This window comes from Tenggerimyces flavus (assembly GCF_016907715.1).
Taxonomy (GTDB): Bacteria; Actinomycetota; Actinomycetes; order Propionibacteriales; family Actinopolymorphaceae; genus Tenggerimyces; species Tenggerimyces flavus.
In genome coordinates, this window is the sequence record NZ_JAFBCM010000001.1 from 5,772,205 (window position 1) to 5,799,036 (window position 26,832).

Annotated in this window: 21 protein-coding genes; 9 read left to right on the forward strand and 12 right to left on the reverse strand. The window is 68.9% G+C overall.

Going from position 1 to position 26,832, the window contains the following annotated elements; translation table 11 throughout:
* Positions 1 to 8: 8 nt before the first annotated feature.
* The 3 genes from JOD67_RS27035 to JOD67_RS27045 are packed head-to-tail and all read right to left on the reverse strand — an operon-like array spanning position 9 to position 6,054.
* Positions 9 to 1,289: a DegT/DnrJ/EryC1/StrS family aminotransferase gene (locus JOD67_RS27035; RefSeq protein ID WP_205120512.1), complete on the reverse strand. Its 1,281-nt coding sequence runs from the start codon at positions 1,287 to 1,289 to the stop codon at positions 9 to 11.
* On the reverse strand, positions 1,286 to 2,902 hold the full coding sequence (locus JOD67_RS27040; RefSeq protein WP_205120513.1) for an extracellular solute-binding protein: 1,617 nt from the start codon (positions 2,900 to 2,902) through the stop codon (positions 1,286 to 1,288). The genes JOD67_RS27035 and JOD67_RS27040 overlap by 4 nt, the downstream gene beginning before the upstream one ends.
* Positions 2,899 to 6,054 (reverse strand): heparinase II/III family protein, encoded by a 3,156-nt coding sequence (locus JOD67_RS27045; protein ID WP_239554075.1) that lies wholly within the window; start codon positions 6,052 to 6,054, stop codon positions 2,899 to 2,901. The genes JOD67_RS27040 and JOD67_RS27045 overlap by 4 nt, the downstream gene beginning before the upstream one ends.
* A gap of 197 nt (positions 6,055 to 6,251) precedes the next feature.
* Between JOD67_RS27045 and JOD67_RS27050 the strand changes: the two genes are divergently transcribed.
* On the forward strand, positions 6,252 to 8,054 hold the full coding sequence (locus JOD67_RS27050; protein WP_205120515.1) for a hypothetical protein: 1,803 nt from the start codon (positions 6,252 to 6,254) through the stop codon (positions 8,052 to 8,054).
* Between the two features lie 283 nt (positions 8,055 to 8,337).
* On the opposite strand, the gene JOD67_RS27055 is transcribed toward JOD67_RS27050, so the two are convergent.
* A complete protein-coding gene (locus JOD67_RS27055; protein ID WP_205120516.1) occupies positions 8,338 to 9,066 on the reverse strand; it encodes an aminoglycoside 3'-phosphotransferase in 729 nt (242 codons plus the stop codon).
* Between the two features lie 59 nt (positions 9,067 to 9,125).
* Between JOD67_RS27055 and JOD67_RS27060 the strand changes: the two genes are divergently transcribed.
* The 4 genes from JOD67_RS27060 (at position 9,126) to JOD67_RS27075 (ending at position 14,204) form a co-directional block, all read left to right on the forward strand.
* Complete coding sequence (locus JOD67_RS27060; RefSeq protein ID WP_205120517.1) at positions 9,126 to 10,604, forward strand: FG-GAP-like repeat-containing protein; 1,479 nt, start codon at positions 9,126 to 9,128, stop codon at positions 10,602 to 10,604.
* A 68-nt stretch (positions 10,605 to 10,672) separates the two neighbouring features.
* On the forward strand, positions 10,673 to 12,490 hold the full coding sequence (locus JOD67_RS27065) for an NAD+ synthase (RefSeq protein ID WP_205120518.1): 1,818 nt from the start codon (positions 10,673 to 10,675) through the stop codon (positions 12,488 to 12,490).
* Between the two features lie 29 nt (positions 12,491 to 12,519).
* A complete protein-coding gene (locus tag JOD67_RS27070; RefSeq protein WP_205120519.1) occupies positions 12,520 to 13,395 on the forward strand; it encodes an EamA family transporter in 876 nt (291 codons plus the stop codon).
* A gap of 14 nt (positions 13,396 to 13,409) precedes the next feature.
* On the forward strand, positions 13,410 to 14,204 hold the full coding sequence (locus tag JOD67_RS27075; protein WP_205120520.1) for an SDR family NAD(P)-dependent oxidoreductase: 795 nt from the start codon (positions 13,410 to 13,412) through the stop codon (positions 14,202 to 14,204).
* On the opposite strand, the gene JOD67_RS27080 is transcribed toward JOD67_RS27075, so the two are convergent.
* Together JOD67_RS27080 and JOD67_RS27085 are read right to left on the reverse strand one after the other, a co-directional pair.
* The gene (locus JOD67_RS27080) at positions 14,188 to 15,825 is read right to left on the reverse strand and encodes a glycoside hydrolase family 43 protein (protein WP_205120521.1); all 1,638 of its coding nucleotides are present in this window, start codon (positions 15,823 to 15,825) and stop codon (positions 14,188 to 14,190) included. The genes JOD67_RS27075 and JOD67_RS27080 overlap by 17 nt on opposite strands.
* Positions 15,826 to 15,922: 97 nt before the next feature.
* Positions 15,923 to 16,888: a ketopantoate reductase family protein gene (locus tag JOD67_RS27085; protein WP_205120522.1), complete on the reverse strand. Its 966-nt coding sequence runs from the start codon at positions 16,886 to 16,888 to the stop codon at positions 15,923 to 15,925.
* An 881-nt stretch (positions 16,889 to 17,769) separates the two neighbouring features.
* Here JOD67_RS27085 and JOD67_RS27090 point away from each other — a divergent pair.
* Both JOD67_RS27090 and JOD67_RS27095 read left to right on the forward strand, forming a co-directional pair.
* Positions 17,770 to 19,782, forward strand: coding sequence for a hypothetical protein (locus JOD67_RS27090; protein ID WP_205120523.1), 2,013 nt, complete (start codon positions 17,770 to 17,772; stop codon positions 19,780 to 19,782).
* A 24-nt stretch (positions 19,783 to 19,806) separates the two neighbouring features.
* On the forward strand, positions 19,807 to 20,361 hold the full coding sequence (locus JOD67_RS27095; protein ID WP_239555662.1) for a DUF1707 SHOCT-like domain-containing protein: 555 nt from the start codon (positions 19,807 to 19,809) through the stop codon (positions 20,359 to 20,361).
* Here JOD67_RS27095 and JOD67_RS27100 read toward each other — a convergent pair.
* From JOD67_RS27100 to JOD67_RS27120, 5 genes are read right to left on the reverse strand one after another with little or no spacing between them, the layout of a single operon-like run.
* Positions 20,358 to 20,855: a flavin reductase family protein gene (locus JOD67_RS27100; RefSeq protein WP_205120525.1), complete on the reverse strand. Its 498-nt coding sequence runs from the start codon at positions 20,853 to 20,855 to the stop codon at positions 20,358 to 20,360. The genes JOD67_RS27095 and JOD67_RS27100 overlap by 4 nt on opposite strands.
* Positions 20,852 to 22,195 carry an LLM class flavin-dependent oxidoreductase gene (locus tag JOD67_RS27105; RefSeq protein WP_205120526.1) on the reverse strand — a complete coding sequence of 448 codons (1,344 nt, stop codon included), beginning with the start codon at positions 22,193 to 22,195 and terminating at the stop codon, positions 20,852 to 20,854. The genes JOD67_RS27100 and JOD67_RS27105 overlap by 4 nt, the downstream gene beginning before the upstream one ends.
* Positions 22,192 to 22,926 carry an ABC transporter ATP-binding protein gene (locus tag JOD67_RS27110; RefSeq protein ID WP_205120527.1) on the reverse strand — a complete coding sequence of 245 codons (735 nt, stop codon included), beginning with the start codon at positions 22,924 to 22,926 and terminating at the stop codon, positions 22,192 to 22,194. Before JOD67_RS27110 ends, JOD67_RS27105 begins: the two co-directional genes overlap by 4 nt.
* Entirely contained in the window at positions 22,902 to 23,744 is an 843-nt protein-coding gene (locus JOD67_RS40465; protein ID WP_307782567.1) for an ABC transporter permease, read from the reverse strand. The genes JOD67_RS27110 and JOD67_RS40465 overlap by 25 nt, the downstream gene beginning before the upstream one ends.
* Positions 23,741 to 24,790, reverse strand: coding sequence for an ABC transporter substrate-binding protein (locus JOD67_RS27120; protein WP_205120528.1), 1,050 nt, complete (start codon positions 24,788 to 24,790; stop codon positions 23,741 to 23,743). Before JOD67_RS27120 ends, JOD67_RS40465 begins: the two co-directional genes overlap by 4 nt.
* A gap of 229 nt (positions 24,791 to 25,019) precedes the next feature.
* On the opposite strand from JOD67_RS27120, the gene JOD67_RS27125 reads away from it, so the two are divergent.
* Positions 25,020 to 25,550 (forward strand): NADPH-dependent FMN reductase, encoded by a 531-nt coding sequence (locus tag JOD67_RS27125; RefSeq protein ID WP_205120529.1) that lies wholly within the window; start codon positions 25,020 to 25,022, stop codon positions 25,548 to 25,550.
* An 18-nt stretch (positions 25,551 to 25,568) separates the two neighbouring features.
* Positions 25,569 to 26,420, forward strand: coding sequence for a 3-methyl-2-oxobutanoate hydroxymethyltransferase (panB, locus tag JOD67_RS27130; protein ID WP_205120530.1), 852 nt, complete (start codon positions 25,569 to 25,571; stop codon positions 26,418 to 26,420).
* Here panB and JOD67_RS27135 read toward each other — a convergent pair.
* Positions 26,417 to 26,677, reverse strand: a complete 261-nt coding sequence (locus JOD67_RS27135; protein ID WP_205120531.1) for a hypothetical protein — start codon at positions 26,675 to 26,677, stop codon at positions 26,417 to 26,419. The genes panB and JOD67_RS27135 overlap by 4 nt on opposite strands.
* Positions 26,678 to 26,832: the final 155 nt, after the last annotated feature.

The window sequence follows — 26,832 nt, forward strand, 5'->3', positions numbered from 1 at the left end:
GCAGGAGTCTACGGTCGCTCGCCGTTGCCACCAGCGAAACTGGCACCAACCTTCCAGAACGCCGCCGCGATGTCGTCGACGTCGTTCTTCGTGTAGTTCTCGTTCCACGCTACGACGAGCAGCGTCTCGCCGATCAGCCGCTCGGCCACGGGGCACAGGCCCAGCTCGTACTTCCGCACTCCCTCGTACGGGAAGCCGGTGCCGCCGTAGGTCTGCCCGTCGGTCAGCACCGGGGTGTCGTAGAGCGGGCGAGGCAGGTAGCCCGCCGCGACCGGGATCCCTTCCCCGGCGAGCGCGGCGGCCCACTCGGCGTTCGTCCCGCCCGACGCCGCCGGGTCGATCAGCACCGGGAACTGCCAGAACGTCCCGCCGGCGGGCGAGGCCGAACGGATGCCGGCGATCTGTTCGAGCTCCGAAGCCAACCGCTGCCCGCCCTCGCGCCGCCGCGCCACGACGTCCGTCAGCTTGGTCAGCTGCGCGCGGCCGACCGCGGCCTGCAGCTCGGTCATGCGGTAGTTGGCGCCGAGGAACAGGTTGGTCCGCTCACCGGTCTCGCGCGGCCAGGCCTTGTCGACGAACAGCTTCATCCGCTGGCCGAGCACGTCGTCGGAGGTGATCACCATGCCGCCGTCGCCGGTCGTGATGTGCTTGGACTGCTGGAAGCTGAAGCAGCCGATGTCGCCGTACGTCCCGGCGTACTTGCCGTTCTGGTCAGGCTCGGTGAGGAACGCCTGCGCGCAGTCCTCGATCAGCTTGAGGTCGTGCTCGCGCGCGATCGCGACGAACTCCTCCATCGGGGCGGGGTTGCCGAACAGGTGCACGAGGATGATCGCGCGCGTGCGTTCGGTGATCAGCGAACGCACACTCGCCGGATCGAGGATGCCCGTGACCGGGTCCACGTCGGCGAAGACCGGGATCGCGTTCTGCCGCAGTACCGGGATCACCGTTCCGAAATCGGTCAACGGCGGAACGATGATCTCGTCTCCCGGCGCCGGGTCGACCGCGCCGACGGCGACGTGGATGGACGCCGTGCCGGACGTCGTGGAGGTCGCGTACGGAACGCCGTAGAGCGCCGCGAACTCTCGCTCGAAGGTCTTCGTCTCCGTCCCCACCACCGAGCCCAACTTGCCGGAGTCGAGGACGCGCAGCACGGCCTCGCGCTCCTCCGCGCCGATCGTGCGCCCGTCCGCGTTGTCGACGGAGGGGAACGGTGTCGTCCGCAGCTTGACGCCACCGTTGATCGCGAGCGTTTCTGGTTGCCCCGGGTCGGATTGCCCGTCGGTCGTCATGTTCCACCCTGTTTCTGCAGCTGGTCTTCGTACTCCGTGCGGATCTGATCTCCCCCGGCCTGCCGCCACGCTGCGACCGCCGAGTCCCAGTCTTGCAAGGACTTCCGTCCCTGGATCACTTCCGATTGCGTATCGGCCAACTTGCCGTCGATGGTCGGCCCCTTGCTCGCCTGGGTGTCCGAGTACGCGCCCACGACCGGGTTGAGGATCGCCTTCGGCACCACCGCGGTCTCGTACGCGTGCTGCAGCTCGGCGTCGTGCGGTCGGCCGGGCTGGTAGATCGCCGACGGCGCCTCGGTGACGAACCGGAACGGCACGGTGGTCTGCGCCGAGCCCGCGGAGGTCAGGGTGGGGTCGCCGGACTTGCTGACCGTGTGGTGCGTGCCCTCGACGCCGTACACGCGCAGGTGGTACTCGGCGGTGCCGAACGGTGCCGCCAGCCAGTTCGCGATGCGGAGCTGCTCGCGCAGCTTCTCCTTATCGGCTTGCTTGAACGCGGTGAGCCCGTCCATGAAGCTCGGCCTTCCGGCGGCGATCCTGCCCTCGCCGCCGTCGTAGCCCGGGATGCGCATGTAGTCGAGCTCGAACGTCGGGTTGTTCACGTTGTTCTTCACGTAGTAGAACCACGACACGTACCCGTCGGGCTGGATCACGGTCGTGCCGGCGCTGAACCACTCCAGGAACGGGACGCCGGAGCCGAATGCGTCCGGGTGGACGAGCCCCTCCTTCCAGAACCGCGCCGCGACGTCGAGCGCCTTGCGCTGTTCCTCGGTCTCGTTGACGTGGGTGAGCTTGCCGCCGTCCTCACGCCAGCCGTTCGGCGCGTTCAGCATCACCCTGGTGATCGTCAACGGGTACGAGGCGTTCGAGAACGCCCACCGCCGCTGCTTCGGATCGGTGACCGCCTTGGCCAGCTCGTGGAACTCCTCGAAGCTCTTCGGCTGCGGGCTCATCCCGGCCTTCTTCGCGATGTCCGCGCGGATGAACGGGCCGGTCCCGATCTTCGCGCGCGGCAGCGGGACGCCGTAGATCGCGCCGTTGTAGACGCAGTTCTTCCACGCCTGGGAGGGGATGTTCGCGAGGTTCGGGTACTCCTTGATCGCGTCGCCGGAGAGCAGCTCGGTGAGGTCGGCGAACTTCGCCTTGAGCAGCCTCGGCAGGTTGGGGACGCCGTACAGCAACATGAAGTCGGGCAGCTCGTTGCCGGCGAGCGTGGTCGCGAGCTTCTGCCCGTACTCCCCCGCCGGGACCATCGTCAGCTCGAGGTTGACACCGAGCTTGTCGTTGATCGCCTGCCACAGCTTGTTCTTGTCCGGGCCGGGAGGCAGCGGCTCGTAGATGTTGACCATCGCGCGATACGTACCACCGCTGCCCGGCTTCTCGGGGACGGAGTCCGGACGCTCGGACGGATAGGTGAGGAACGCGGGCCGGATCCCGTCCGCACTCCCTGCCAAGTCCGGCGTGACACCGGCGAACGCCGCGTAGGTGGGCAGCTTGACGGCCTGGTTCGCCGTCGAGCTGTTCTTGTCCGCTTGCTTGGCGCCGCCACAGCCGGCCAAAGTCCCGGCGGCCAGCAGGGCCGCGCCGCCGAGGAACGCACGTCGCTGGATCACCTCGACCACTCCTTGCTCAGCGGGATCCTCAGTTGCGCGCCGACGGCGACGTCGTACTGGAAGCCCTTGCCGAAGTCGTTGTCGTCCGTGTACCGCCGGATCGTCGACGCGGTGCCGATGTCCAACACCAGTTGGCCGGACGCGTCCCGCGAGGCGCCGACGATGCGGTACGCGGCGTTGCGCACGTTGTCGTTCGCCACATAGACGTACTGGTCGACCAGCTGGTCCGGGGCGGGGACTGGCCCGCGGGTACGGACGACCAGCCGGTTCTGCTCGGACAGCTCGCGGGTGAAGTCGACGAGCTGACCGGTCACGGTCGCTGGCGGGCGGAAGCCGGCGGGTGCCGGCGCGAGCAGCGTCGCGTCGTGCACGTACGCGTACTCCAGGTCGTCCGACCGCAACGACACCACGCCGAAGCCGCCGCGGAACGAGAACCGCCCGTCCACGCGCAGCGTCACGTCCGGTCGCAGGCTGGAGATCACGTAGTCCACGCGCCCGTCCACCAGCTCGACCCGCACCGCGGTCGCCTCGTGTGCCGCGAGACCGGCACCGAGCCCTTCGACCGGCACGGACGCGATCGAACGCACGAACCGCTGCCCCACATAGGGCTCCACCACCGACACGAACTGGGACGCCAGCGACGCACCGGCGCGATGCAACAGCACATAGCGCAGGCTCCGCGGGTTGCGCGGGTTGTTCTGCGGCGGATAGCCGTTCGCTACCGCGACATCGTCGTTCTCGTTCAACACGGTCAGGCGAACGTGCACGTCCGGGTCCGGATCGGGCAGCGTGTTCCAGGTGTCGACGACGTCCCAGTCGATGCTGAACGACGCCGGCGGCGACGCGTCGCGCGCGACCTTGTCCAACCAGTGGAAGCCCGGTGAGTCCCAGTCCGTCGGCGTCTCCCGACGCCCCGGCATCGGCACGTCGGCGCCGGCGTACGTGCCGGTCGGCTGCTCGGCCAGCGTCAGACCGTCAACGCTCACTGGGCCTTCGGCCGAGTGGAACGAGAACACGTGGTCGGTGCCGCCGACGACGCGGAACACGTCGACCAGGTAGGAGTTCGTCGCGTCGACCTTCACCATCGCGGTCACCCGGCGGTACGTCTCGACGTCCGGGTACGCCTTCGGTGCCGCGATGTCCGCGTGCTGCACGCGCGCGCCGCTGCCGAAGCCGTGCGGAACGCCCACCCAGTTGGTCTTCTGCGGGTGCTTGTTCACGATCACGCTGTTGTGCGAGACCGTGTTCTTCGTCCACTCCTGCGAGAAGTTCGTGTAGTCCGTCGCCTCGGGATAGCCGTGGTCGGGCATCAGGTCGAGCCCGAACGCGTACAGCCCGAGGTTCAGCTGGTCGGTCGCTCCGTGGTACGCCTCGGAGCGCCCGTAGGAGATCCACGCCTCGCGCTTGTTCGGCAGCTCGCCGTCGCGCAGCCAGGCCAGGCCGTACCCGGTCAGGTTGTCGCTCGGCAGGTCGAGCGGTCCCTGGGTGTCGACGACCTGCTGGATCGCTGCCTCGGTCCCGGCCGGGTCGTCGCTGAAGATGCCGGTGTTCAGACCGGCCGACTTGTTGCCGTTCAGGAGGTACGCGAGTTGGGCCGGCCGCGGGTCGCCGTACTCCGCGAATCCCTTGACGTAGTTGGCTTTAACGAGGGCGATGCCGGGCTGCCCGCACGCGCCGGAGTCGCCGATGGACGGCAGGAACTTGTTCACGCCGACCGTGCGCGGTCCGGCGGTGAACATGTTGCGGAACTTCGGATGCGTGTAGAGGTCGAGGCCCGGGTAGCCCTCGTACCCGTCGAGCGCGTCCGCCACGACCTTGAGGTTGTCGAACCAGATGTTGCTGTAGTGCGGTGCGGACTCCGCTCCCCAGCCGTCGCGGTCGATCTTGTTGACCAGCGTCGTGTAGACGCCGCCGCCCGTGACGTGCCACTCCGGGTCCGGCAGGATCCCGCCGGCGGCGAAGACGAAGTCGAACCACTCCTTCGCCTCCTCCGGCTCGTCGAGCACCACGCCGGCGAGGGAGAGCGACGCCTGGTGGGTGCCGAAGTTGCCGTAGATCTGCGCGCTCTTCACCGAGGGGAGGATCTGGCGGAGGATGTTGTTCTCGATGTTCAGCCGGATCGCGGCGAGCGAGTCCTTGCCCTTCGTGCTGAGGAACGGCAGCACGTTCGCCGTGTCCTCGTTGGCGATCGCGGGGAAGAACGCGTCGTACGCGGTGATGATGCCGGTGGAGAAGTTCGTCTCCCAGATCGAGCCGAGGACCTTGCCCTTCTTGGTGGCGGGGTCGTTGTTGCGGTAGTCCTCGGAGTAGGCGCCCACGTCCATCGACGGGTACATGTCGGCGATCCGGTCGAGCAGGATGACGCCGGCGTGCGCGTACTTCGGGTCACCGGTGTAGACGTACGCGTCGCGCAACAGGGTGAGCCCGCCCCAGATCTGCGCGGTCGCGCCGATGCTCGAGACGCCGGTCCACCACAGGCCGTAGTGGCAGTAGTAGGCGATGAACGTCCACCGGTTGCCGTCGTCGTCGACCCAGCCGAGGCCGTCGTCGACACCCCAGGTCGGGCCCTTCTCCGGGTAGAGCTCGTTGACGAGCAGCGAGCGGTCACCTAGCTCGGGGTCGAAGACGCCGTTCTCGTCGAGCGCGCTGGCGTAGAACGCGCCGAAGTCGTTCGTCGGGAAGACGTACGGCAGGCCGCGCTGCTGGGCGAGCGGATCGGTGATCTTCCACGGCCGGTTCCACTGGTCGATGCGGAACGGGTAGAAGCCGAGCTGGTAGACGTCCTTGCCGGTGACCGGCGAACCGAGCACGTAGTTGACGTTGATGCTGCGTGGCAGCTTCTGGCCGGGGACGAGACCCCAGAGCCACTCGTCGGTCTGCGCGGCGATCCGGTTGGCGTAGGGAAGCACGCCGTCGCGGACCTGTCTGGCCCAGGCGAAGTCGGTGATGTTGCGGCGGGCGGCCGCGACGCGGGCGGGGGTGTAGAAGGTGCTCGCGGTCTTCACCGGAGCGGTGGCCATCGTGGTGATGCTGGTGGTGGTGCTTGCTGCTCGCGCGGGTCGCGGTCGCAGGCTGGGCAGCAGACAAGAAGTGGCGGCCAGGCCGGCGGCACCGAGGATGGTGCGCCGGCTGGGTCCTGTCCGTTCGGGCATCGCGGCCTCCTCAAGAGACATTGCCCTCAGAAAAGCCTTTCTATATGCTGCCGTCAAGCGTCGATCCGGTGTTGCCGATTACGGTCACGGCCGTTTCACTCGCACCCTAGCGTGTGCCTTGACAGTGCAAAAGGGGCCACCTACCGTCGCCAGAAGACGCGGAACGCGATTCCCTTTGCCAGGATTTGAGGCGACGCATGCCCACCAGTACTGACGACCACTCCCCTGCTTCGGTGGGCGTGCTGTTCGACGCCACCCGCGCGGAGCGGGACTGGGCCGCCGGTCGGAACGTGTGGTTCGGGTACGTCCGGGAGGTCCTCGGCCACCTCGCGGTCTCGTTCGATGAGCTCGCGGCCGACGACCTCGCGATCATTTCGGACAACCGTTTGCTAGTCGTTCCGTCGGTTCCGGCGTTGTCTGCCGACCAGGTCGAGAGCCTGTCCGGCTGGGTGCGGGACGGCGGCGGCCTCGTTCTCTGCGGTGACCCCGGCCCGCTCGCCGACCTGGCCGGCTGCGCGGGTTCCAGCGCGGTCGAGGAGGGGCATGTACGCGTCGCCGCGGCCGAGCCGTGGGGCCCCGCGCCCGACGTCGCGCTGCACGCGTTCGGCGGCGTGCGGCTCTCCGGGGCGGCGACGACGTTGGCGTCCTGGACCGACGACGACGCGGCCGCGATCACGACGCGTTCGGTGGGCCGCGGCCGGGTGACCGTGTTCGGCGCGGACCTGTGGCAGAGCATCGTCCGCGTCCACCAGGGCTGGCCGGTGTCGGAGGACGGGACGCCCGCCTTCGACGGGACCGCGCCGGTCGACGACGGCATCCTCAAGTGCGACGACGGCCTCGCGCTGTCGTACGAGCTGGACCGGGCGATGGCGCCGGCGGCGGGAGCGTTCGCCGAGCCGTTCGAGTACAAGTCGCCGATCGGCGCCGCGTCGCCGACGTTCCACCGGCCGCACGGCGACCTGTGGCGCGGACTGTTCGCCGCCGTGCTGTTCTGGACCGCCGAGGGGGCGGGCCAGCCGGTCGGTTGGCTGTCGTACTGGCCGTACGACGTGCCCGCGGTCGCGCACATGTCGCACGACAGCGACGGCAACACCGACGAGTCCGCGCGCGCCGCACTGTCGGTGTTCGCCGAGGCCGATGTCGACGTGACGTGGTGTTTCCTCCACCCGGGCGGCTACTCCGACGAGATCTACGGCGACGTCGTCGCCGCGGGACACGAGGCGGCGCTGCACTACAACGCGATGGCGGAGTCGGACATCGCGGTCTGGGGCGAGGACTACTTCGTCGAGCAGCTCGAGTGGGTGCGTGCGAAGAGTGGTCAGCGGATCGTCTCGAACAAGAACCACTACACGCGCTGGGAGGGCTGGCACGAGTTCTACCTGTGGTGTGAGCGGGAGGGCATCGAGCTCGATCAGACCCGCGGTCCTTCCAAGCAGGGCAACACGGGTTTCTCCTTCGGCAGTTGCCATCTGACGTTCCCGATAGCCGACCACACCGAGCGGAACCGGCCGATCGACGTGCTGTCGATGCCGATGCTGGCGCAGGATCTGTGGCTGACGTGCGCGGAGGCGAACCGTTCGGAGTTCCTCTCGCAGACGCTGGCGCAGCACGGGGTCGCGCACTTCCTCTTCCACGGTTGGAACATCGGCCGGTGGCCGGAGGTGCGGCAAGCCGTCCTTGACACGGCCGCGGCGGCGCGGAAGGTGGGCATGCCCTGGTGGACCGCGGCGGAGGTCAACGCGTGGGAACGCGGCCGCCGTCAAGTCCGGATTGCTTCCGCGCTGGTCGACGGTGGGGTGTCGGTGACGGTGTTCACGCCCTCGGCGATCGCGAACGCGTCGGTGCTCGTGGCGGTGCCTGGTCTCGATCCGTCGGCCGCGGTGAAGGTGTCGTCGGACGGTCAGGCCCGCGTGGCGCAGCGGCACGGGCGGTCGTTCGTCGAACTGGGCGTCGACCTGCCTTCTGGGGTTTCCACCTGGGAGCTGTCGTTCGGGCAGTGATCGCTGCCCGTCTCGTTCTTTCGTTCGGCGGTGGGTTCGCCCGGCCCGCCCCCGCCCTGCCCTGGGGCCAATGATCATGTTTACATGGTCATTGGCCCCTTTACGTGGGGTGGACGCCAGGTAGAGCGGCCACTGGCCGCGTAAGGCGACCACGACGCTTCACCCACGGAGTGCCTTCCCGCTCAGATCACTCGAGACGTCGCCACCCCAAGTCTCCCCCGCAGGACAGGTACGTCCGGCATTCCCAGGCCACTGTCGCCCACCAACACCTGAAATCCCGAGGCTAGGCCAGGTTCCACAGGGCGCGGTAGTAGCGGATGCGCTCGGCGTCCGCCTCTACGCCGTAGGACTCGAGGTAGGCGTCCTCCCAGCCGGGACCGTAGTTCCATTCGGTGCTCCAGCTCCCGACCGCGAGATCGGCCCAGCGATCGGCCACGCCCAGATCGCCGAGGTCGACGTGGCCGGCGTAATTGCCGTGCTCGTCGATCAACGTGTTGGGCACGCAGGCGTCGCCGTGGCACACCACGAGGCGATCGATCGGTGGAGGGTCGCCAGGTCCGTGCTCGACGTGCGCTCGTTCCAGGCGCGCAACGACCGACCAGTCGTACGGGCACTCCTCCACTGGGAACGCCTCGTGGAACTCGCGCAGTGCTGCGCCGGCGACACGGACCGCTGTCGCGGGATCGGCCTTCCAGCGCTCGGTGATGGCGGACTCGCCGAGCAGCGCGGAGGTGACCAGCCACGCTCCGCTCGCGTCCGCGCCAGACTCGAGCACCCGCGGGACCTTGGCGTACCGAGACGCCCAACGCATCCGCTCCGCCTCCGCGACCAGGTCGAGCCCCGACCCCGCGGGAACCCACTTCGCGAACCGAGTGGCCCCGACGCGAAACGTCATGCCCCCTTCGCCATTGATCCAGAGGGTTGTCACCGGATCCCCAGCCCCCAACGTCTGGACGGCCTCCGGGACAGGCGTCGAGGGGTCCACGAAGCCGCTGCCCGTCGTCTCGTTCACCTCCCCATCATCACCCAAGCGAATCCGACATCCCGGACGTACTGGGCTAGGGTCGGGACATGAGTCACACGGGGATCGCAGTACTCGTTGCCGCCGCCGTTGCCGCGACCGGGCTCGCGCAGGCGCCCGCTAGCGCCGCGACGTACAAGAAGGCTGACTTCGACGGGGACGGCAAGGCAGACGTGGCCATCGGCGTCTCCGGCTACAACTACGCCTCCGGAGCGGTGTTCGTCGCGTACGCCAGCGGCAAGAAGCAGCACGTGAAGGCGGGGGCCAACGCGGGAGGCTTCGGCGCCAGTACGGCGAGCTGCGATCTCAACGGGGACGGGTATGCCGACCTCGTCGTCGGCGATCCCGGACGCATCGACAACGGTGGGATCTCCGGCGGCATCACCACGTACCTCGGCTCCGCCGCCGGGCTCGGCAAGACGGCACAGTTCAGCCAGGACACGGCGAACGTCCCCGACCAGTCCGAGAACGACGACCAGTTCGGCATCTCCGTCGCGTGCGGCGACCTCACCGGCGACGGCAAGGACGAGGTCGCGGTCGGGGCGCCCGGCGAGGACCTCCCCGACGCCGACGACGGCGCGCAGGCGACCGGTGCGGTCTTCGTCTTCAAGGGCTCCGCGACCGGCCTGGTCACCACCGGCACGCAGCTGTTCACCCAGGACACCGCGAGCGTCCCCGACGTGTCCGAGGACGACGACGAGTTCGGCGGCGCGGTCGCGATCGGCGACGTCACCGGAGACAAGCGCGCCGACCTCGCGGTCGGGCTGCCCGGCGAGAACGTCGGCGCCGGCGCGGTCATGCTGATCAAGGGCAGCGCCTCCGGCCTCACCGGCGCCGGCAGCACCCTCGTCGTCCCGTCCGCTCAAGGCGTCACCGGCCGCGCGGGCCACACGCTCGCGATCGCGAACGTCGACGGCGACGCGTACGCCGACGTGATCGCCGGGGCGCCGAACGACGAGGACGCCGGCAAGGAGGGCGCCGGCGTCGTGCTCGTCCTCAAGGGCGCCGCGGCCGGGATCGACAAGGCGCGAGTCCAGGTCGTCGGGCAGTCCACCGCGAACGTGGTCGGCGACCCGATCGCGAACGACGGCTTCGGCACGACCCTCGACGCCGGCGACGTGACCAAGGACGGCAAGGCCGAGGTGCTCGTCGGCGTTCCCGGCAAGACCGTGGGCACGCTCGCGTTCGCCGGTTCGGCCGTCGTCCTCAAGGGCTCCGCGACCGGCCTGACCGGCGCCGGCTCCCAGGAGTGGACGCAGAACACCGTCAACGTTCCCGACACCGCCGAGGCCGGCGACTCGTTCGGCGCCGCCGTCGGGCTGCTCGACCTGTCCGGCGACAACCGGCTGGACGGGGTGGTCGGAGCCCCCGACGAGGACCTCGGCACCGCCCAGGACGCCGGCCTCGCCGCGCGCTTCAACGGCGCGGCGACCGGCCTCGCCGCGACCACCGGCGTCTACACCGCCGGCTGGTTCGGCTTCGCCCCGAACGCCGCCGCCGACCGCCTCGGCGCCGCCGTCGGCCGGTGAGCCAGGACACAGCCGCGCAACCCCACCCAAACGTGGTTCCTGACCTGGGGAAGCAATAGTCTCGGGGCGTGCCCCAGATACGCCTCGCCCTCGCCCAGCTGAACGTCACGGTCGGCGACATCGCGGGGAACGCGGACACGATCGTGCGCTGGGTCCGCCACGCGGCCGAGCAAGGCGCGCACGTCGTCGCGTTCCCGGAGATGGCCCTGACTGGCTACCCCGTCGAGGATCTCGCGCTCCGCTCGTCCTTCGTCGAGGCCTCCCGCACCGCGATCGTCGACCTCGCCAAGCGCCTGGCCGGAGAAGGCCACGGGGACGTCGCGGTCATCGTCGGATACCTCGACAAGGCCGAGGGCGCCGTCGACCGGGTCGGCCGCCCGAAGGGGTCGCCGTACGACGCCGCCGCGGTCATCTGGGGCGGCGAGGTCGTCACCCGGTCGGCGAAGCACCACCTGCCGAACTACGGCGTGTTCGACGAGTTCCGCTACTTCGTGCCCGGCGAGACGCTGCCGGTCGTACGCATCCACGGCGTCGACATCGCGGTCGCGGTCTGCGAGGACCTCTGGCAGGACGGCGGCCCCGTCGCCGCAGCCCGCGCCGCCGGGGCCGGGCTGCTGCTGACGATCAATGCTTCGCCGTACGAGCTGAACAAGGACGACTCCCGCCTCGAGCTCGTCACTCGAAGGGCGCGCGAGGCGATGTGCCCGCTCGCGTACGTCAACCTGGTCGGCGGCCAGGACGAGCTGGTCTTCGACGGCGACTCGATCGTGGTCGACGAGCAGGGCGACGTGCTGGCCCGCGCGCCCCAGTTCAGCGAGGGCCTGCTGACACTCGACCTCGACCTCGCGTCCGGCGCGCACGGGCAGGACCACTACGCGGGGATCCGGATCGACCGTTCGGTGATCTCCGAGACTCCTCTCGCCCGCTACGCGCCGGTGCCCGCCGGGTTGGCGCCGCGGCTGGAGGACGAGGCCGAGATCTACACGGCGATCGTCACCGGGCTGCGCGACTACGTCCACAAGAACGGCTTCTCCAGCGTCGTGATCGGCCTGTCCGGAGGCATCGACTCCGCGCTGACCGCGGCGATCGCCTGCGACGCGCTGGGGGCCGAGAACGTCAACGGGATCTCCAACCCGAGCCGGTACTCCTCCGAGCACTCCAAGGACGACGCCGCTGAGCTCGCGCGCCGGACCGGCCTCAACTACCGCGTGATCGCGATCGAGCCGATGGTCTCGGCGTTCCTGGGCAACGTGGAGTTGACAGGGGTCGCCGAGGAGAACCTGCAGGCCCGTATCCGCGGCATGCTCTGGATGGGTGTCGCCAACCAGGAGAACCACCTGGTGCTGGCGGCCGGCAACAAGAGCGAGCTCGCCGTCGGGTACTCGACGATGTACGGCGACGCGGTCGGCGCCTTTGCCCCGTTGAAGGATGTGCCGAAAACGTACGTGTGGCGCCTGGCCCGCTGGCGCAACCAGGTCGCGCGCGACATGGGCGAGACGCCGCCGATCCCGGAGAGCTCGATCGTGAAGCCGCCTTCGGCGGAGCTGCGGCCGGGCCAGCTCGACACGGACTCGCTGCCGCCGTACGACCTGCTCGACGACATCCTCGACGACTACGTGGAGCAGGACGCGGGCTCGGGCGAGCTGATCGCGGCGGGCTTCGAGCCGGCGTTGGTGGAACGCGTGATCCGGATGGTCGACGCCGCGGAGTACAAGCGGCGCCAGTACCCGCCAGGCCCGAAGATCTCGTTCAAGGCCTTCGGCCGCGACCGCCGGCTGCCGATCACGAACGGCTGGCGCGAGACCTCTCCCGCCGGCACTCCCCCGGCCGCTCAGCCGCCCGTGCCCGAGAAGGTGGCCCCACCCGGCGAAGCTCCGCGCACCTAGGCGGAGGGGCGGGCCGGTACGTTCGACGTGTGAACGACCCCGCACCGCATGGGCGCGGCGAGACCCAGGCCGTCGCCCTGTTGCTCGCCGGTGCGGTGTCCCTCCAGTTCGGCGCGGCGCTGGCCGTACTGCTGATCGAGCACGTCGGCGCGATCGGCGCGACCACCCTGCGTACGGTGCTCGCCGCGATCATCGTCGTCGCGATCGTCCGGCCGAAGCTCAAGGCTCACTCGCGGCAGGACATCCTGGTCGGCCTGAGCTTCGGTGTCGCGCTCGGCGTGATGAACCTGTGCTTCTACGAGGCCGCCGCCCGCCTGCCGCTCGGCGCCGCGGTCACGTTCGAGTTCATCGGCCCACTCGGCCTCGCGGTCGTCATGTCCCGCAAGCTCCGCGACCTCGTCTGGGTCCTGCTCGCCGGCGTCGGCGTGTTCCTGCTCAGCGAGGGTGGACTCGAGCGGCTGAACGTGGTCGGCGTGCTCTTCGCTCTCGCCGCCGGCGCCTGCTGGGCCGCTTACATCCTGCTCGGATCGCAAGCCAGCAGGCGATTCCCCGGCGCCGCGGCGGTCGCTGTCGCCCTGATCGTCTCCACGATCTTCACGCTCCCGATCGGCATCGTCGCCCGCGGCACCGACCTCCTCCACCCGACGGTGCTGGCACTCGGGCTCGCCGTCGCGATCGCCTCGTCCGCGCTTCCGTACACGCTCGAGGTCATGGCGCTGCGCAGGATTCCCCCACGGACGTTCGGCGTTCTGATGAGCCTCGAGCCCGGCGTCGCGGCACTCGCCGGCTACCTCGTGCTGCACCAGCGGCTCGCCGTCCTCCAGCTCGTCGCGATCGGCCTGGTGATCGCGGCCAGCGCTGGCGCCACCTGGTCGGCACGTTCCCAACCTCCACCTCAGGCCTAGAAAGGCATACGGGCATGCACATCGACCTGAACGGACGCGTCGCCGTCGTCACCGGGGCGGCGCGCGGCATCGGCCGCGACCTCGTACGCCGGTTCGCCGAGGAGGGCGTACGGACGGTCGCCCTCGACGTGAACGAGGCCAACCTCGCCGACCTCACCCAGGAGCTTTCTGGCCACGACCTCCCGTCGCTGCAGCTGATCTGCGACGTCACCTCACTCGAGGACCTCACGAAGGCCGTCGACGCGGCGCACCAGGAGTTCGGCCGCATCGACATCCTCGTCAACAACGCCGGCGTCGTCGCGACCGGCTCTGTCGACTCGCTCTCCGAGGAGTCCTGGCGCTACTGCCACGACGTCAACCTCAACGGGACGTTCCTCGCGTCCAAGGCCGTCGTCCCGCACATGAAGGCGCAGCGCTGGGGCCGGATCATCAACGCCTCTTCGTTCGCCGCGCTCGTGCCGACCGTCGGGCACACCGCCTACGCGTCGGCGAAGGCCGCCGTCGCCCACTTCAGCCGCGCGCTCGCGGGCGAGCTCGGCCCGTGGGGCATCACGGTGAACGCGTACGCGCCGGGCATGATCCCCACCCAGCTCAACCACTTCGCCGAGCGGTCGCCCGAGGACCAGGACAAGATGCTGGACATGCTGACCGTGCGCCGTTGGGGCACCACGGAGGACATCGCCAACCTGGTCTGCTTCCTCTGCTCCGACCAGGCCGCCTACATCACCGGCACGCTCATCGACATCAGCGGCGGCAAGCTCGCCACGCAGTCACCGCAGGCGGCGTACGCCTCTAAAACGTCCCTGTGACGGCCCAGTTGCGGTAGTTGGCGGCGGTGTCCTCGGTGACGAGGCCGGTCTGCCCGTTCAGCAGCACCGGGAACGCGCCGGGGAACGTGCGCTGCTGCAGCTGGACGCCGTCGAGCAGGAACCGGTACGTCGCGCCGTTCTTCACCACGCGCAGCTGGTGGAACGCCGCGGGGTCGAAGCCCGCCGGCAGTGGCGCGTTCTGCCACGCCTGCTCGACGCCCTGCACGACCGCGTGCGTCGCGAGCACGTTGAACTGCCGGTCGATGAACACCTCGACGTGGTTGTCGCGGTCCTCGTACGTGGCGTAGATCCCGTACTTGGGGAACCCCGACGTCGTCCCGGTCGCGACCCACTGCACGTCGACCGACACCGTGTACGTCTCGTAGTTGGGGTTGCTCGCGCGGAACAACCGCGTCCAGGCCGCCCCACCTGGTGCGGTGACGTTCGCGGCCGTCGGGCTTGCGATCGACCAGCTGCCGCTGCGCAGCCCGTCGTTCACGCCCTGCGCGAGGTCGCCGAACGCGTTGCCCCAGCCTTGGTCGTACGGATTCGGGCTGCCGGTCGAACCGAGCTCACCGTTCGGCGCGGTGAGCTGCACGCCGTTCGCGATCGGGTAACCCAGCAAGGGCGTTCCGTCGGTGTCCCAGTACAGCCGCTGCGCGCTCAGCACGCGGCCGGGGTCGCAGCCGGCGGTGTTGGCGTGGTAGACGAACCAGTCCTCGTTGCCGGTCACGGTCTGGATCGGCACGATCGAAGCGGACGCCTTCACGCCGTTGTTGTACTTGAAGTGCGGTCCGGTCTTCACCCAGGCCGCCGGGTTGAGCAGGTCGCCGGTGCTGTTGACCAGCAGCCCGACGGAGTAGCTGTCGGTCCAGCAACCGCTAGCGGAGTAGCTGATGTAGGTCTTGCCGTTCCGCTGGAAGCCGACCGGGCCCTCGTTCACCTGCAGGTCGACGACCTCCCACGGCCGGTCGGGCTGCGAGATCAGGACGCGCGGGCCGCTGAGGTGCAGCGGGTCGCTCATCGGCGCGATGTAGAGGTTCTGCGGACCGGGGCCGGCCGCCCAGCCCGACCACAGCGCGTACAGCTGGCCGCTGCTCGTCTGCATCACGTTGAGGTCGATCGCCCACCGGTCGGAGGCTTCGAACAGCTTGCCGTGCGGCTGCCCGGTGTTCGCCTCGGCGTACGGGCCGGTCGGGCTGCTCGTGGTCGCCTCGAGGACGAAGATCCGGTGGTTGGCGTTGTCGCCGTTGTCCGCGGCGTAGTAGATGTAGGCCTTCCCGTTCAGGACGTGGATCTCGGGTGCCCAGATCTCCGCGCAGTTGATCGCGGGGCACGCCGGGACCTGCCACACCTGGTGCCGGGTCGCCGAGCCGAGGCCGGTGATCGTGGTCGACTCCCACACGCACACCCAGCCGCCGACGCAGCCGTCGGTGCTCGTGTAGTAGTACTTGCCGGCGTGCTTGATGACGTGCGGGTCCGACCGGTTGGTCGCGATGGGATTGGTGAACGTCGGCGCGTCCGCCTCGGCTGACAGTGGGACGAACGTCGCCGCCAGCAGCGCGAAGAGCGCGCCCAGGATGGCCAGCGGACGGAGCTTCGAGTGCGACGACAACGACATGACCGCTCCCCTTGTGTGCGGACACCGGGCGGCTACAACGTTGAAAACGTAAGCCGGGCTCGTCGCGCGTGGCAAGGCTCGCGGCAGCAAGTGGCCGCTAGTGAACGAGCTCCAGAATCCGGTCAGGAGTGAACGATCCGGGCGGGGTGCCCGCGCGTGCGGCCTGGTTGGCGAGCCTTCTCGCGAGCTCGTTGACTGGGGTTTCTACGCCATGTAGCCGGCCGAGGAGGACGATCTCGCCGTTCAGGTAGTCGGCCTCGATCGAGCCGGTGCCCCTGGCGAGGCTCTGCCAGGAGGAGCCGCCGGACCGCTGCTGCCCGTTGATCGGCTTGACCTGAAGGAGGTCGCCGCGGCGTTCCCGATCGGTCTCCCAGGGGGTGAACGTGATGCCAGCCGCGGCGAGTGCGGCCTCGCCTTCTTCGCGGATCCTCGCGAGGACGTCGCTCCGGTCCTCGTCGCGTCCGCAGAGGGCGTCGATGGAGTTGCCGAGGTTCATCAGCAGCTTGGTGTACTTCCAGCGCATGATGTCCGGGCGCGGAACGGACTCGAACGTGGCGTCCCTGAGCGCCGCGGCAATGGCCTCCGCGGTGTCGTCGACACCCTCGGGGTAGCGGCCGAGGTCGAGCAGGCCGGTGATGGGCTCAGACTGGGCCTGGACGACGCCGGGCTCGAGGTGCGTGGCGGGGAACATGACGCAGACGCCGTACACGTTGGCGAACATGCGAAGAGCGGCCCGCTCGTTCGCGACGCCGTTCTGGACGCAGACGATCGGGGTCTCGGGCGGAGCGACGGCAGCGAGCTCGCGGAGGGCAGCCTCGGTGTCCATGCCCTTCATCGCGAGGAGGGCGACGTCGCCCTGTGTCCACTCGATCTCAGCAGGGTGGGCGGCGGCCTTGATGGGATGGACGGTCCGGCCGCTCGGAGCCTCGACCGTGAGTCCGTCGCGTCGGATGGCCTCGAGATGCGCACCGCGGGCGATGAGTACGACGTCCTTGCCAGCACCAGCAAGCCGAGCACCAAGAACGCCGCCGATGGCACCAGCACCGTAAACAATGAATCGCATATCACCAACCTACCGACCGAAAGCCCGGCTTCATCTCAGCAACAAGAGACCAGGGGTCCACAACCGGCCGCAACCTGGCAGCAGACCCAGCAAGAAGGAACCTCCCCCGGGACACCTGTTCCGGGGGGAGGGGCGGCGCGTGAAAAACAGGTGGCCACCATCGACCGCCGCCACAGACCCCGAGAGCACCAACTCCCGGACAGCTCTCATCTGGCACCGCACCAAGACAGCGTCACAAACCAGGGAGCTTCGCCCGCCACGACTGCCGTTGGATGAAGGGCACCTTCATCCAACCCGCCCGTGATCATGAACGTGATCATGAAGCCAAATCGGTCGTATACGGCGGGTTCGCCTTCATGATCACGCTCATGATCACGACAGCTGGCCGACTTTGCCCATGAGGAGGGCGTTCCGAGGGTGCTCGAAGGAGCTGGGAACGCCCCCTTGGTGGGTAAAGTCACGATGCGGGATGGTCCGAGCGCAGAGATCCGCACAGACTCGCGAGCTGTTCGAGAGGTCTCGCCTTCTCGACCGAGATCCGTAGAACAAGTCTCCAGCCCAGCCGCAGCTGAGGGCGCACGGCAGAGGTCGGCCTCGTCGTCCACAGCTAGCGCCACTTCCCTTAGCAGAACGGGGTTTCGGGGCACCCTGCCACGTTGCAAACCCCATTCGGGCTAGGGAAGTCGCAACCCCAATGGCGAGGCGGCGCTGCGCGCACGGTGGCCAGGGCGGCGCTACGCGGGTGACGCAGCAGATGGCGGCGCTGGCGATGGGCGAGCTGGCCGCACAGGAATGCAACCCAAACCACACCCCAGTAACGAGGCCATTGGTCTAAAGCTGTTGAGTGCCAGCCAAGGTGATCATGACTAGCGTGGTGAGTCATGACCGGCCTTCTGTTCTGCTGCGACGCGGACAACGACCTCTACCGTGCCCTCGCGTCGGAGCCACCGCGCTACGACGACCCGGCCGAAGCGATCGCAGCGGCTGAGCCAGGGGACGCGGTCCTCGTCCTGGCGGACGGCTACCCCGATCGACGAACCGACTTCCCGCCAGAGCTGGTCAAAGCCGCCACAGACAAGGACCTCTCCGTCCTCGTCGAGTTCCCCCAGCACCCAGCGAACGCAGAGCCGGCGACGGCGGTCCTGGAACGCGTCGTCATCGAGGACCCAAGGCTCGGCCCGAAGCACAGCCTCCTAGCCGTCCACGCCTGCCACTACCTCCCCACCAGCCAGCCCGACACCCTGCTCTGGCTGGCCCACGTAGCCGGCTTCGACACCGCCGTCTTCGGCCTCCCAGACTCAGCGAACTCACTGCTCTACAAGCTCCCCGACACGAAGATCCTCGTCGCCACCACCCAGCTGAGCAGGTTCGTGCGGGCAAGGTACGAGCCGTACCAAGGCTGGATCGCCCTATGGCAAGGGATCCTCAGCGTCTTGAACGCCGACGTGACCCTGAGCGGCACGGCGGTAGTGACGCCACGTTACGACCGCGACGAGCCGTTGGCAGAGAACGCGGAGACGCAAGCGGTCGCCGACTACCAGCGGTGGCTGCGCCAGTCGAGAATGCTCCTCACAGAAGACCAGGAACGCGCCGTACGAGAGCTGATGCACACCGGCGAAGCAGCCGACATCGAGCACCTACCGGCCGGAGAAGGTGGCGGCAGCTGGGGAGTCGCCGAGGGCTACGAGTCCACCATCCAGGCCGACGGAACGCAACGAGCAAGGATGGCGCTGCGGGCCGACTGCGTGGCCGAGACCGCGATGGCGTTCGCCCTCGACGGCACCCCAGCCGACCACGAGACAGCAAGGAACCTGATCGAATACCTGCGCGGCAGATCGGGCCTGTGTGGCAAAGAAAGAGCCGACCCAAACCATCCGGCGTACGGCCTGATCGGCTGGGGTACCGGCCTCCCCGCCTGGGAGATCGCGAACTACGGCGACGACAACGCCCGGGTGATCCTGGCCTGGCTGCTCACCCGATCCGCACTAGGCCAAACCGACTGGGACGAGCAGCTGATCACCGCGATCACCGCGAACTTCCGCACCACCGGAAGGAAGGGCCACCGCGGCGACCGCATCGACATGCCGCAGCTGGAAGCGAACGGCTGGCAGCACTACTTCGACGGCGACGTGATCAACCAGAGCGCGCACTTCGAGGCCTACCTCTGGGCCTGCTACCAGTGGGCGTACCAGGCGACCGGCTACGAGCCGTTCAAAGAACAGGCCCGCAACGGACTGAGCACGATGATGGAAGCGTTCCCAGGCGGCTGGCGCCGCAACGACGTCACCGAGCTGGCCCGAGTGATGCTGCCGCTGGCCTGGCAGCTGCGCATCGACCCGAACGACCAGGTCCGCGGCTGGCTGGCAGCAGTCGTCGACGCACTGCTCAGCCACCAGGACAGCAGCGGCGGGATCGCGGAGATCGAGGCCGGCGGGATCGCGCTGTTCAAGGTCGCCGAGACGAACGAGGAGTACGGCACCACCGAGGAGCCGATCATCTTCCAGACCGGCGACTCGGCCTCGGACCAGCTCTACACGACCGGGTTCGCACTCCTCGGCCTGCACGAGGCCGCCGCGGTACTCAACGACACCAAGGCAAGCGAAGGCGCCGACAGACTCGCCGACTACCTCATCAGGATCCAGACCAAGAGCGACCGGCAAGAGCTGAACGGCGGCTGGTTCCGCTCGTTCGACTTCGACCGATGGGCGTACTGGGGCAGCTCCGGCGACGCCGGCTGGGGCGCCTGGTGCCTCGAGCTCGGCTGGGCCCCCGCCTGGTGCGCCACCGCCCTGTCCCTGCGCGAACGCAAGACCACCCTCTGGCAGGAGCTCGCCAAGGTCACCCCCGACCCGAAACGAGCCAACGACGTGATCGCGAGGATGATCCCCAACTGACGGTCTATCCTGCGGCAGGTGACCATGCAGCCTGCTGAATCGCCCGACCTGCGCGCGTCGGACGAGGACCGTGACCGCGTCGCCGACACCCTGCGCGAAGCCCTCGCGACCGGACGGTTGAGCCCCACCGAGCACGAGGAACGACTTGGTGCCGTCTTCGCCGCCAAGACCGTCGGCGAGCTCGCCCCGATCACCCGCGACCTCCCCGCCACGAGGCCGGCCGCCGGCGCGATCGAGGTGGCGCCGGACGAACGGGCGAGGGCCCTGTTCAGCAAGGTGCGCCGCGTCGGACAGTGGGAGGTGCCGCCCCGCTTCGAGGCGCGCGCCACGTTCGGCGCGATCGTCCTCGACCTCCGCCACGCGCAGATCCCCCACGGCGGCGTCACGATCGTCGCCAACTCCGCGTTCGGCAAGGTCGAGATCCGCATCCCCGACAATGCGCGGCTGGTGGGGAACGGCGGCAGCGCGACGTTCGGCAAACGCACGCTGCCGGAGTCCCCCGCGTCCAGCGACGACGGCCCCGTCATCCGCATCACCGGCCACTCGACGTTCGGCCACATCCGCGTCACCCGCGGTTAGGCAACAGTGCGGTAACCCCCCTCGTGGTAGACCAGCGGCGGGTGGTCGGCCAGCGTCGCGTGCGTGATCTCCGCGACCACCAGGTGGTGGTCACCCACTGGATAGCGGTGCCGTACGGAGCCGTGCAGGAAGCCGACCGCCTCGTCCAGCACCGGCTCCCCCGACGGCAGCCGCGACCACAACGTCGGTGCCGCGAAGCGGTCGATCCCGCTCGTCGCGAACCGACCCGCCAACCCATGCTGGCCCGCCGCCAGGAAGTTCACCACCACCGTCGAGGCGGCCGCGATGGTCGGCCAACTCGACGCCCCCGTGGACAAGGCGAACGACACCAGCGGCGGGTCCAGCGAAATGGAAGCCAGCGACGTCGCTGTGAACCCCGCCGGCCCCAGTCCTGCGTCGGCGGTCACCACCACGACGCCAGCCGCGTACCGGCGAAAGACCGCGCGGTACCGCTCGGCGTCGATCGCCGTACCCAGGTCAGCCGAGATCGTCACGACGCCACCTCCTGCAGAACGCGCTCGTACTGGCTCGACGGCCGCGACAGGCCGTAGTGCTCGCGCAGCGTCTGCCCCGTGTACTCGGTCCGGAACAACTCGCGCTGCCGCAGGATCGGGATCACGTGCTCGACGAAGTCCTCCAAACCCGACGGCAACACCGCCGGCATCACGTTGAACCCGTCGGCCGCACCCTGCGACGCCCACGACTCCAGCGCGTCGGCCACCTGCTCCGGCGTGCCGCTGAACGTCCGGTGCCCGCGGCCGCCACCCAGCCGCCCGATCAGCTGCCGTACGGTCAGCCGCTCACGACGCGCCAACGTGACGATCAACGTGTACCGGCTCTTCGCGCCCTCGATCTCGTCCTCGTCGGGCAGGTCGGCCGGCAGCTCGCGGTCGAACGCCAGCTCCGACGGCGCGACGCGCAACGTCTTCGCGAGCTGGATCCGTGCGTACTCCGGCACGATCAGCCGATCCAGCTCCTCCTCCCGTTCGCGTGCCTCGGCCTCCGTGGCGCCGAGCACCGGAACGATCCCGGGCAGGATCTTCACGCTGTCCGGGTCCCGCCCCAACCCGGCCGCCCGCCGTTTCAGGTCCGTATAGAACGCCTGCGCGTCGGCGAGCGTCTGCTGCGCGGTGAACACCGCCTCTGCGTACGTCGCCGCGAACTGCTTCCCGTCCTCCGACGAACCAGCCTGGACGAGCAGCGGATGCCCTTGCGGCGAACGCGGAACGTTGAGCGGCCCACGCACCTTGAAGTACTTGCCGACATGCTCGATCGGATGCACCCGCGAGGAGTCCGCCCACACGCCGGACGCCTTGTCCGCGAGCGTCGCGTCGTCCTCCCACGAGTCCCACAGTTTGCGTGACACGTCAACGAACTCGGTCGCACGTTCGTACCGATCGGCATGCAGCGGCTGATCGTCGAGGCCGAAGTTCTTCGCGGCGTCCGGCGACGCGGTCGTGACGATGTTCCAGCCCGCACGGCCGCCGCTCACGTGATCGACCGAGGCGAATCGCCTTGCCAGGTTGAACGGATCGTTGTACGTCGTCGAAGCCGTCGCGATCAGCCCGATCCGTTCGGTCGCCGCCGCGATCGCGGTGAGCAGCACGGTCGGCTCGATCGAACCCGAGGGCCGGCGACCGACCTCGGCGAACAACGCGGGCGCGTCGGCGAAGAACACCGAGTCGAACTTTCCGCGCTCGGCGATCCGGGCGAGGTTCAGGTAGTGGTCGATGTCGGTGTTCGCGTACGGGTTGCTCTCCGGCAGCCGCCACGACGCCTCGTGGTGACCGGTGCTCATCAGGAACGCGTTCAGATGCAACAGTTTCTTCGTCATGGTTGCTCTTTCTCGATGCCCAGCTGGGACAACAAGGAGGTACGCAGCTCGGCGAACCGTGGGTCCGCGGGATCGCGCGGCTTCGGGATCTCGACCTGCAGCTCGGCGCCGATCCGCCCGTTGTCCAACACCAGCACGCGATCGGCGAGCACGATCGCCTCGTCGACGTCGTGGGTGACGAGCAGGACTGCCGGGCGATGCCGTTCGCAGAGCTGCCGGAGCAGATCGTGCATGCGGATCCGGGTCAGCGCGTCGAGGCTGCCGAACGGTTCGTCCGCCAGCAGCAGCTCGGGTTCGCGGACGAGCGAACGGGCGAGCGCGACCCGCTGCTGCTCACCGCCCGAAAGCTCATTGGGCCAAGCTCGTTCCCTCCCCGCGAGTCCCACCTCGGCAAGGCTCGCGCGGCCACGCTCGGTGACCTCGGGCCCGTCGAGGCCGAGCACGACGTTGTCAAGGACGCGTTGCCAGGGCAGCAGCCGCGAGTCCTGGAAGACCACCGAGACCTTCGCAGGCACCTCGACCGCGCCCGATCCGGTGACCGATTCGTCGAGTCCCGCGAGTGCCCGGAGCAACGTGCTCTTGCCCGAGCCGCTCCGACCGAGCAGCGCGACGAACTCCCCCGGCGCGATGTCCAGGTCGAGCCCGTTCAACACGGCACGGTCGCCGAAGCCGCGCACCAGCTCGTGCACGCGCGTCCGGGTCGCGGTCAGTCCGCCAGCGTGCGTCGCCATGACAGCGCCCTCCTCTGCACGAGTCGGACGATGCCGTCGGATGCCAGGCCGAGCACGCCGTACAGCACGAGGCCGACGATGATGATCTCGGTCTGGCCGTACGTGCGGGCGAGCTCCATCATGTAGCCGATGCCGCTGGTCGCGTTGATCTGTTCGACCACGACGAGCGACAGCCACGCGCCGACGACCGCGAACCGCAAGCCCAGCAGGAAACCCGGCAGCGCACCGGGCAGCACCACGCGCCGGATGAACGCGCCGTACCGAAGCCCGACCGTCTGCGCGAGCTCGACGTACCGCGCGTCGATGCTGCGCAGTCCGTTGTGGGTATGGATGTAGACCGGCACGAACACCCCGAGCACGATCGTCGTGACCTTCATCGTCTCGCCGATCCCGAACCACAGAATCAGCAACGGCAGCAGGGCAAGCGACGGGATCGCCCGCTTGATCTGGATCGGCCCGTCGAGCACGGCCTCGCCCCACCGGCTCAACCCGGAGATCAGCGCGAGCACGGTGCCGGCGACGATCCCGATCCCCAGGCCGAGAAACGCCCGCTGGGTGGAGATCGCGAGGTTGGACTGCAGTCGTCCGTCGGCGATGAGCTCGCCCGCGGTCGTGACGACCGTCCACGGCGCGGACAGGATGCGCTGGTCGATCAGCCCGGTGGCCGAGCCCGCCGACCAGATCGCGAGCAGCAGTAGCGGGCCGACGACGGGGCCGAACGGGATCGCCGTTCCCAGCGCCAGTCGTCGGCGGCGCCGCGGCGTCGAGAACGGCGTGGCCTCGACCGCACGAGTGGAGGTGGAGATGGTCGCGGTCACGTTCCCCCACCTGCCTCGAGCGCCTCGGCGGCGACCTTCTCGTAGCGGCGGTCGTAGAGGTCTTCGGCCTTGATCAAGGGGTTCCCGGTCTCCTTCGCGAGCAGGTCGATGGTCTGCTGATGGCGAGCGATCACGTCGTCCCAGCTGGCGGGGAGGTCGAGAGCGCCGGCCGCGTCGACGAGGTACTGACCGTCCTCGACTGTGAGGCCCTGGTCCTTGACGTAATAGCCCTCGATCCATTCCTTGGGGTGTGCACGGATCCAGACCTGAGCGCGTGCCCAGGCCTTGACGTACTCCTTGATCGCCGCGGCCTTCGCGGGGTCGGCGAGGGTCGAGGTCTGTGCGTACAGGTGGCCGGGATCGTCACGAAGGCCGTGCTTGATCGCGGACGCGCCGTCCTTGCCGTACTTGGCGAGATAGCGCTTCAGGTTGGTCCCGCCGATGGGCGCGACGTCGACCTGGCCGCTGGACAGGGAGTTCGGGTAGACGTCGCCGGTGCTCGGCAGTTCGATGAGCTCGACGTCGGTCTTCGTCAGGCCCGCTTTCTGCAGCACACGCAGGACCAATGCGCCCTGAGCCTGCCCGGGGCTGTAGGCGATCCGCTTGTCCTTCAGGTCAGCGAGCGTCTTGACGGTCACGCCCGGCGCGATGCCGAACTGGTAGATCGGGTGGTTGACCGGATCCTGGCGGAACTGCGCCGCGACGATGCGGACGTCCAGTCCGGTCCAGGTGGCGTGGATGGGCGGGATGTCCGCGACCGAGCCGAGGTCGAGCGCGTTGGCGCGGAACGCTTCGGTGGTCTGCGGACCGCCGGAGATGTTCGCGTACTCGACCTCGAAGCTGAACTTGTCGAGTCCGGCGAGCTTCAACGCCACCTTGGTCTGTGGGTCGCCGACGATGAGCTTGGTGCCCGCGGGAACGGTGTCGGCGAGCGGTGTGTCCAGTTTCGCCGTACTGGCTGGTGAATCGGCCTCTGTCCTGGCGCAGGCGCTCGCGATCGCCAGCACCGCGAGCAGCGCGAGGAGGGCAGCAGGTCGTGCACGCATTGGGGAAGTCGCTTCCTGTGGCGTGTGAATGTGGCGTGGATGCGGTGGGAAGGTGGTGCGGGTACGAGAGGACGTGTGGTGTCAGCGACACACTGCGCTGGCGACGCGCATCTGATCGATCTCGCGCCGCTGCGTGAGGAGAACCACCTGCGACATGCCATCGAGATTACCCACTAAATCAGTAGGATTACTAGGGAAGACCGTCTACTGAGATGGCATTGGAGTTTCCGTGAGCACACCGACCCCCCACGTTCACGACGAAAACGGGCACCGCGTCGTCGTTCTCGTTGGCAATCCCCGACCCGCTTCACGTACGCGCGCGGCGGCCGAAGCGCTGGCCGCAGGGCTGGGCGCGACGCCCTTCGTCATCGACCTGGCCGAATTCGGCGGTGCCGTACTCGACGGCTCCCCGGAGGTGGACGCCGCGCTGGAGACCGTACGCACCGCGTCGGTGCTGATCGTCGCGACGCCGGTCTACAAGGCCAGCTACACCGGGCTGCTGAAGGCGTTCCTGGACCGCTACGACAACCGGGCACTCGAAGGTGTCGTCGCCATCCCGTTCACGGTCGCGGCCGCACCGATCCACCGCCTGACCGCCGACGTGCACCTGCGCCCGCTGCTGGTCGAGCTCGGCGCGAGCACGCCGACGCGTGCGTTCGCGATCGAGGAGTCGGCGCTGCCGAACCTCGACGCGGTCGTGACGACGTGGGTGTCGACGGAGCTGTCCCTGCTACCGCTGGCGGGCCTGACACGGGTCTGAGGTGCCAGGATGGGGGGCATGAGCGAGACTCCCGCCCCGTACGGCAGCGGTGCCGGTGGTGCGGCTCCGGCTCCCCGGCGGGTGCGGATCCCCCACCTGATGGAGCTGAAGGAGCGCGGCGAGCGGTGGGCGATGCTGACCGCGTACGAGCAGTACGCGGCCGAGATCTTCGACCGTGCCGGCATCCCGGTGCTGCTCGTCGGCGACTCGGCGTCGAACAACGTGTACGGCAACGCGACCTCGCTGCCGGTCACGGTCGACGAGCTGATCCCGCTCGCCCGCGCGGTCGTCCGTTCGGCGCGGCGAGCCCTCGTCGTCGCGGATCTGCCGTTCGGCTCGTACCAGGCGTCGCCGGAGCAGGCGTTCCTCACCTCGGCGCGGTTCATGAAGGAGGCCGGAGCGCACGCGGTGAAGCTCGAGGGCGGCCGCCCCGTGCTGCCGGCGATCGCGAAGCTGGTCGAGTCCGGCGTACCCGTGATGGGGCACCTGGGCTTCACACCGCAGAGCGAGCACGCGCTCGGCGGCTATCGCGTGCAGGGACGGGAGTCCGACGCGGCGAAGCGGCTCGTCGAGGACGCCCTCGCGGTGCAGGACGCCGGTGCGTTCGCCGTCGTGCTGGAGATGGTGCCGGCGGCGGTCGCGCAGGAGGTCACGGCGACGTTGCGCGTACCGACGATCGGCATCGGCGCCGGTCCGCACTGCGACGCCCAGGTGCTGGTGTGGCAGGACTTCGCCGGACTGCGAACCGGGCCGATGCCGCGCTTCGTCAAGCAGTACGCGAACCTCGCCTCAGTCCTCGACGAGGCCGCGCAGGCGTTCGCGCGCGACGTTGTCGAGGGTACGTTTCCGGGCGACGAGCACTCCTTTTAGGCGGTCCAGTCGAAGATCGCCGCACCGGTCAGCCAGAACGCCAGCCAGAACGCGAAGCCGGCGAATGGCAACGCCAGCACGACGAGGGGCTTGCGCCGGAAGAGGTAGAGGGCGAGAACGACCAACGCCACCCAGACGAACACGAAGAAGATGACGGCCCAGCTGGGCATCACCAGACCGCTGACCAGGAACGGGATCAGCAACGGCAGCAACAGCACGATGCCGATCCACGGACCGACGCGTCGCAGAGCATCCACGGCCACATCCTGGCAGCTCAGCCGACCCGCAACCGCCATTCGCCGCGACACGGTGCCCGATCGGGAACCCGCCGCCGCCATTGGGTCGGGGGCACCCTCGTCCGAACCTATGGGACCAGGGCGCCCCTCACCCAACCACTCACCCCGCCACCCCA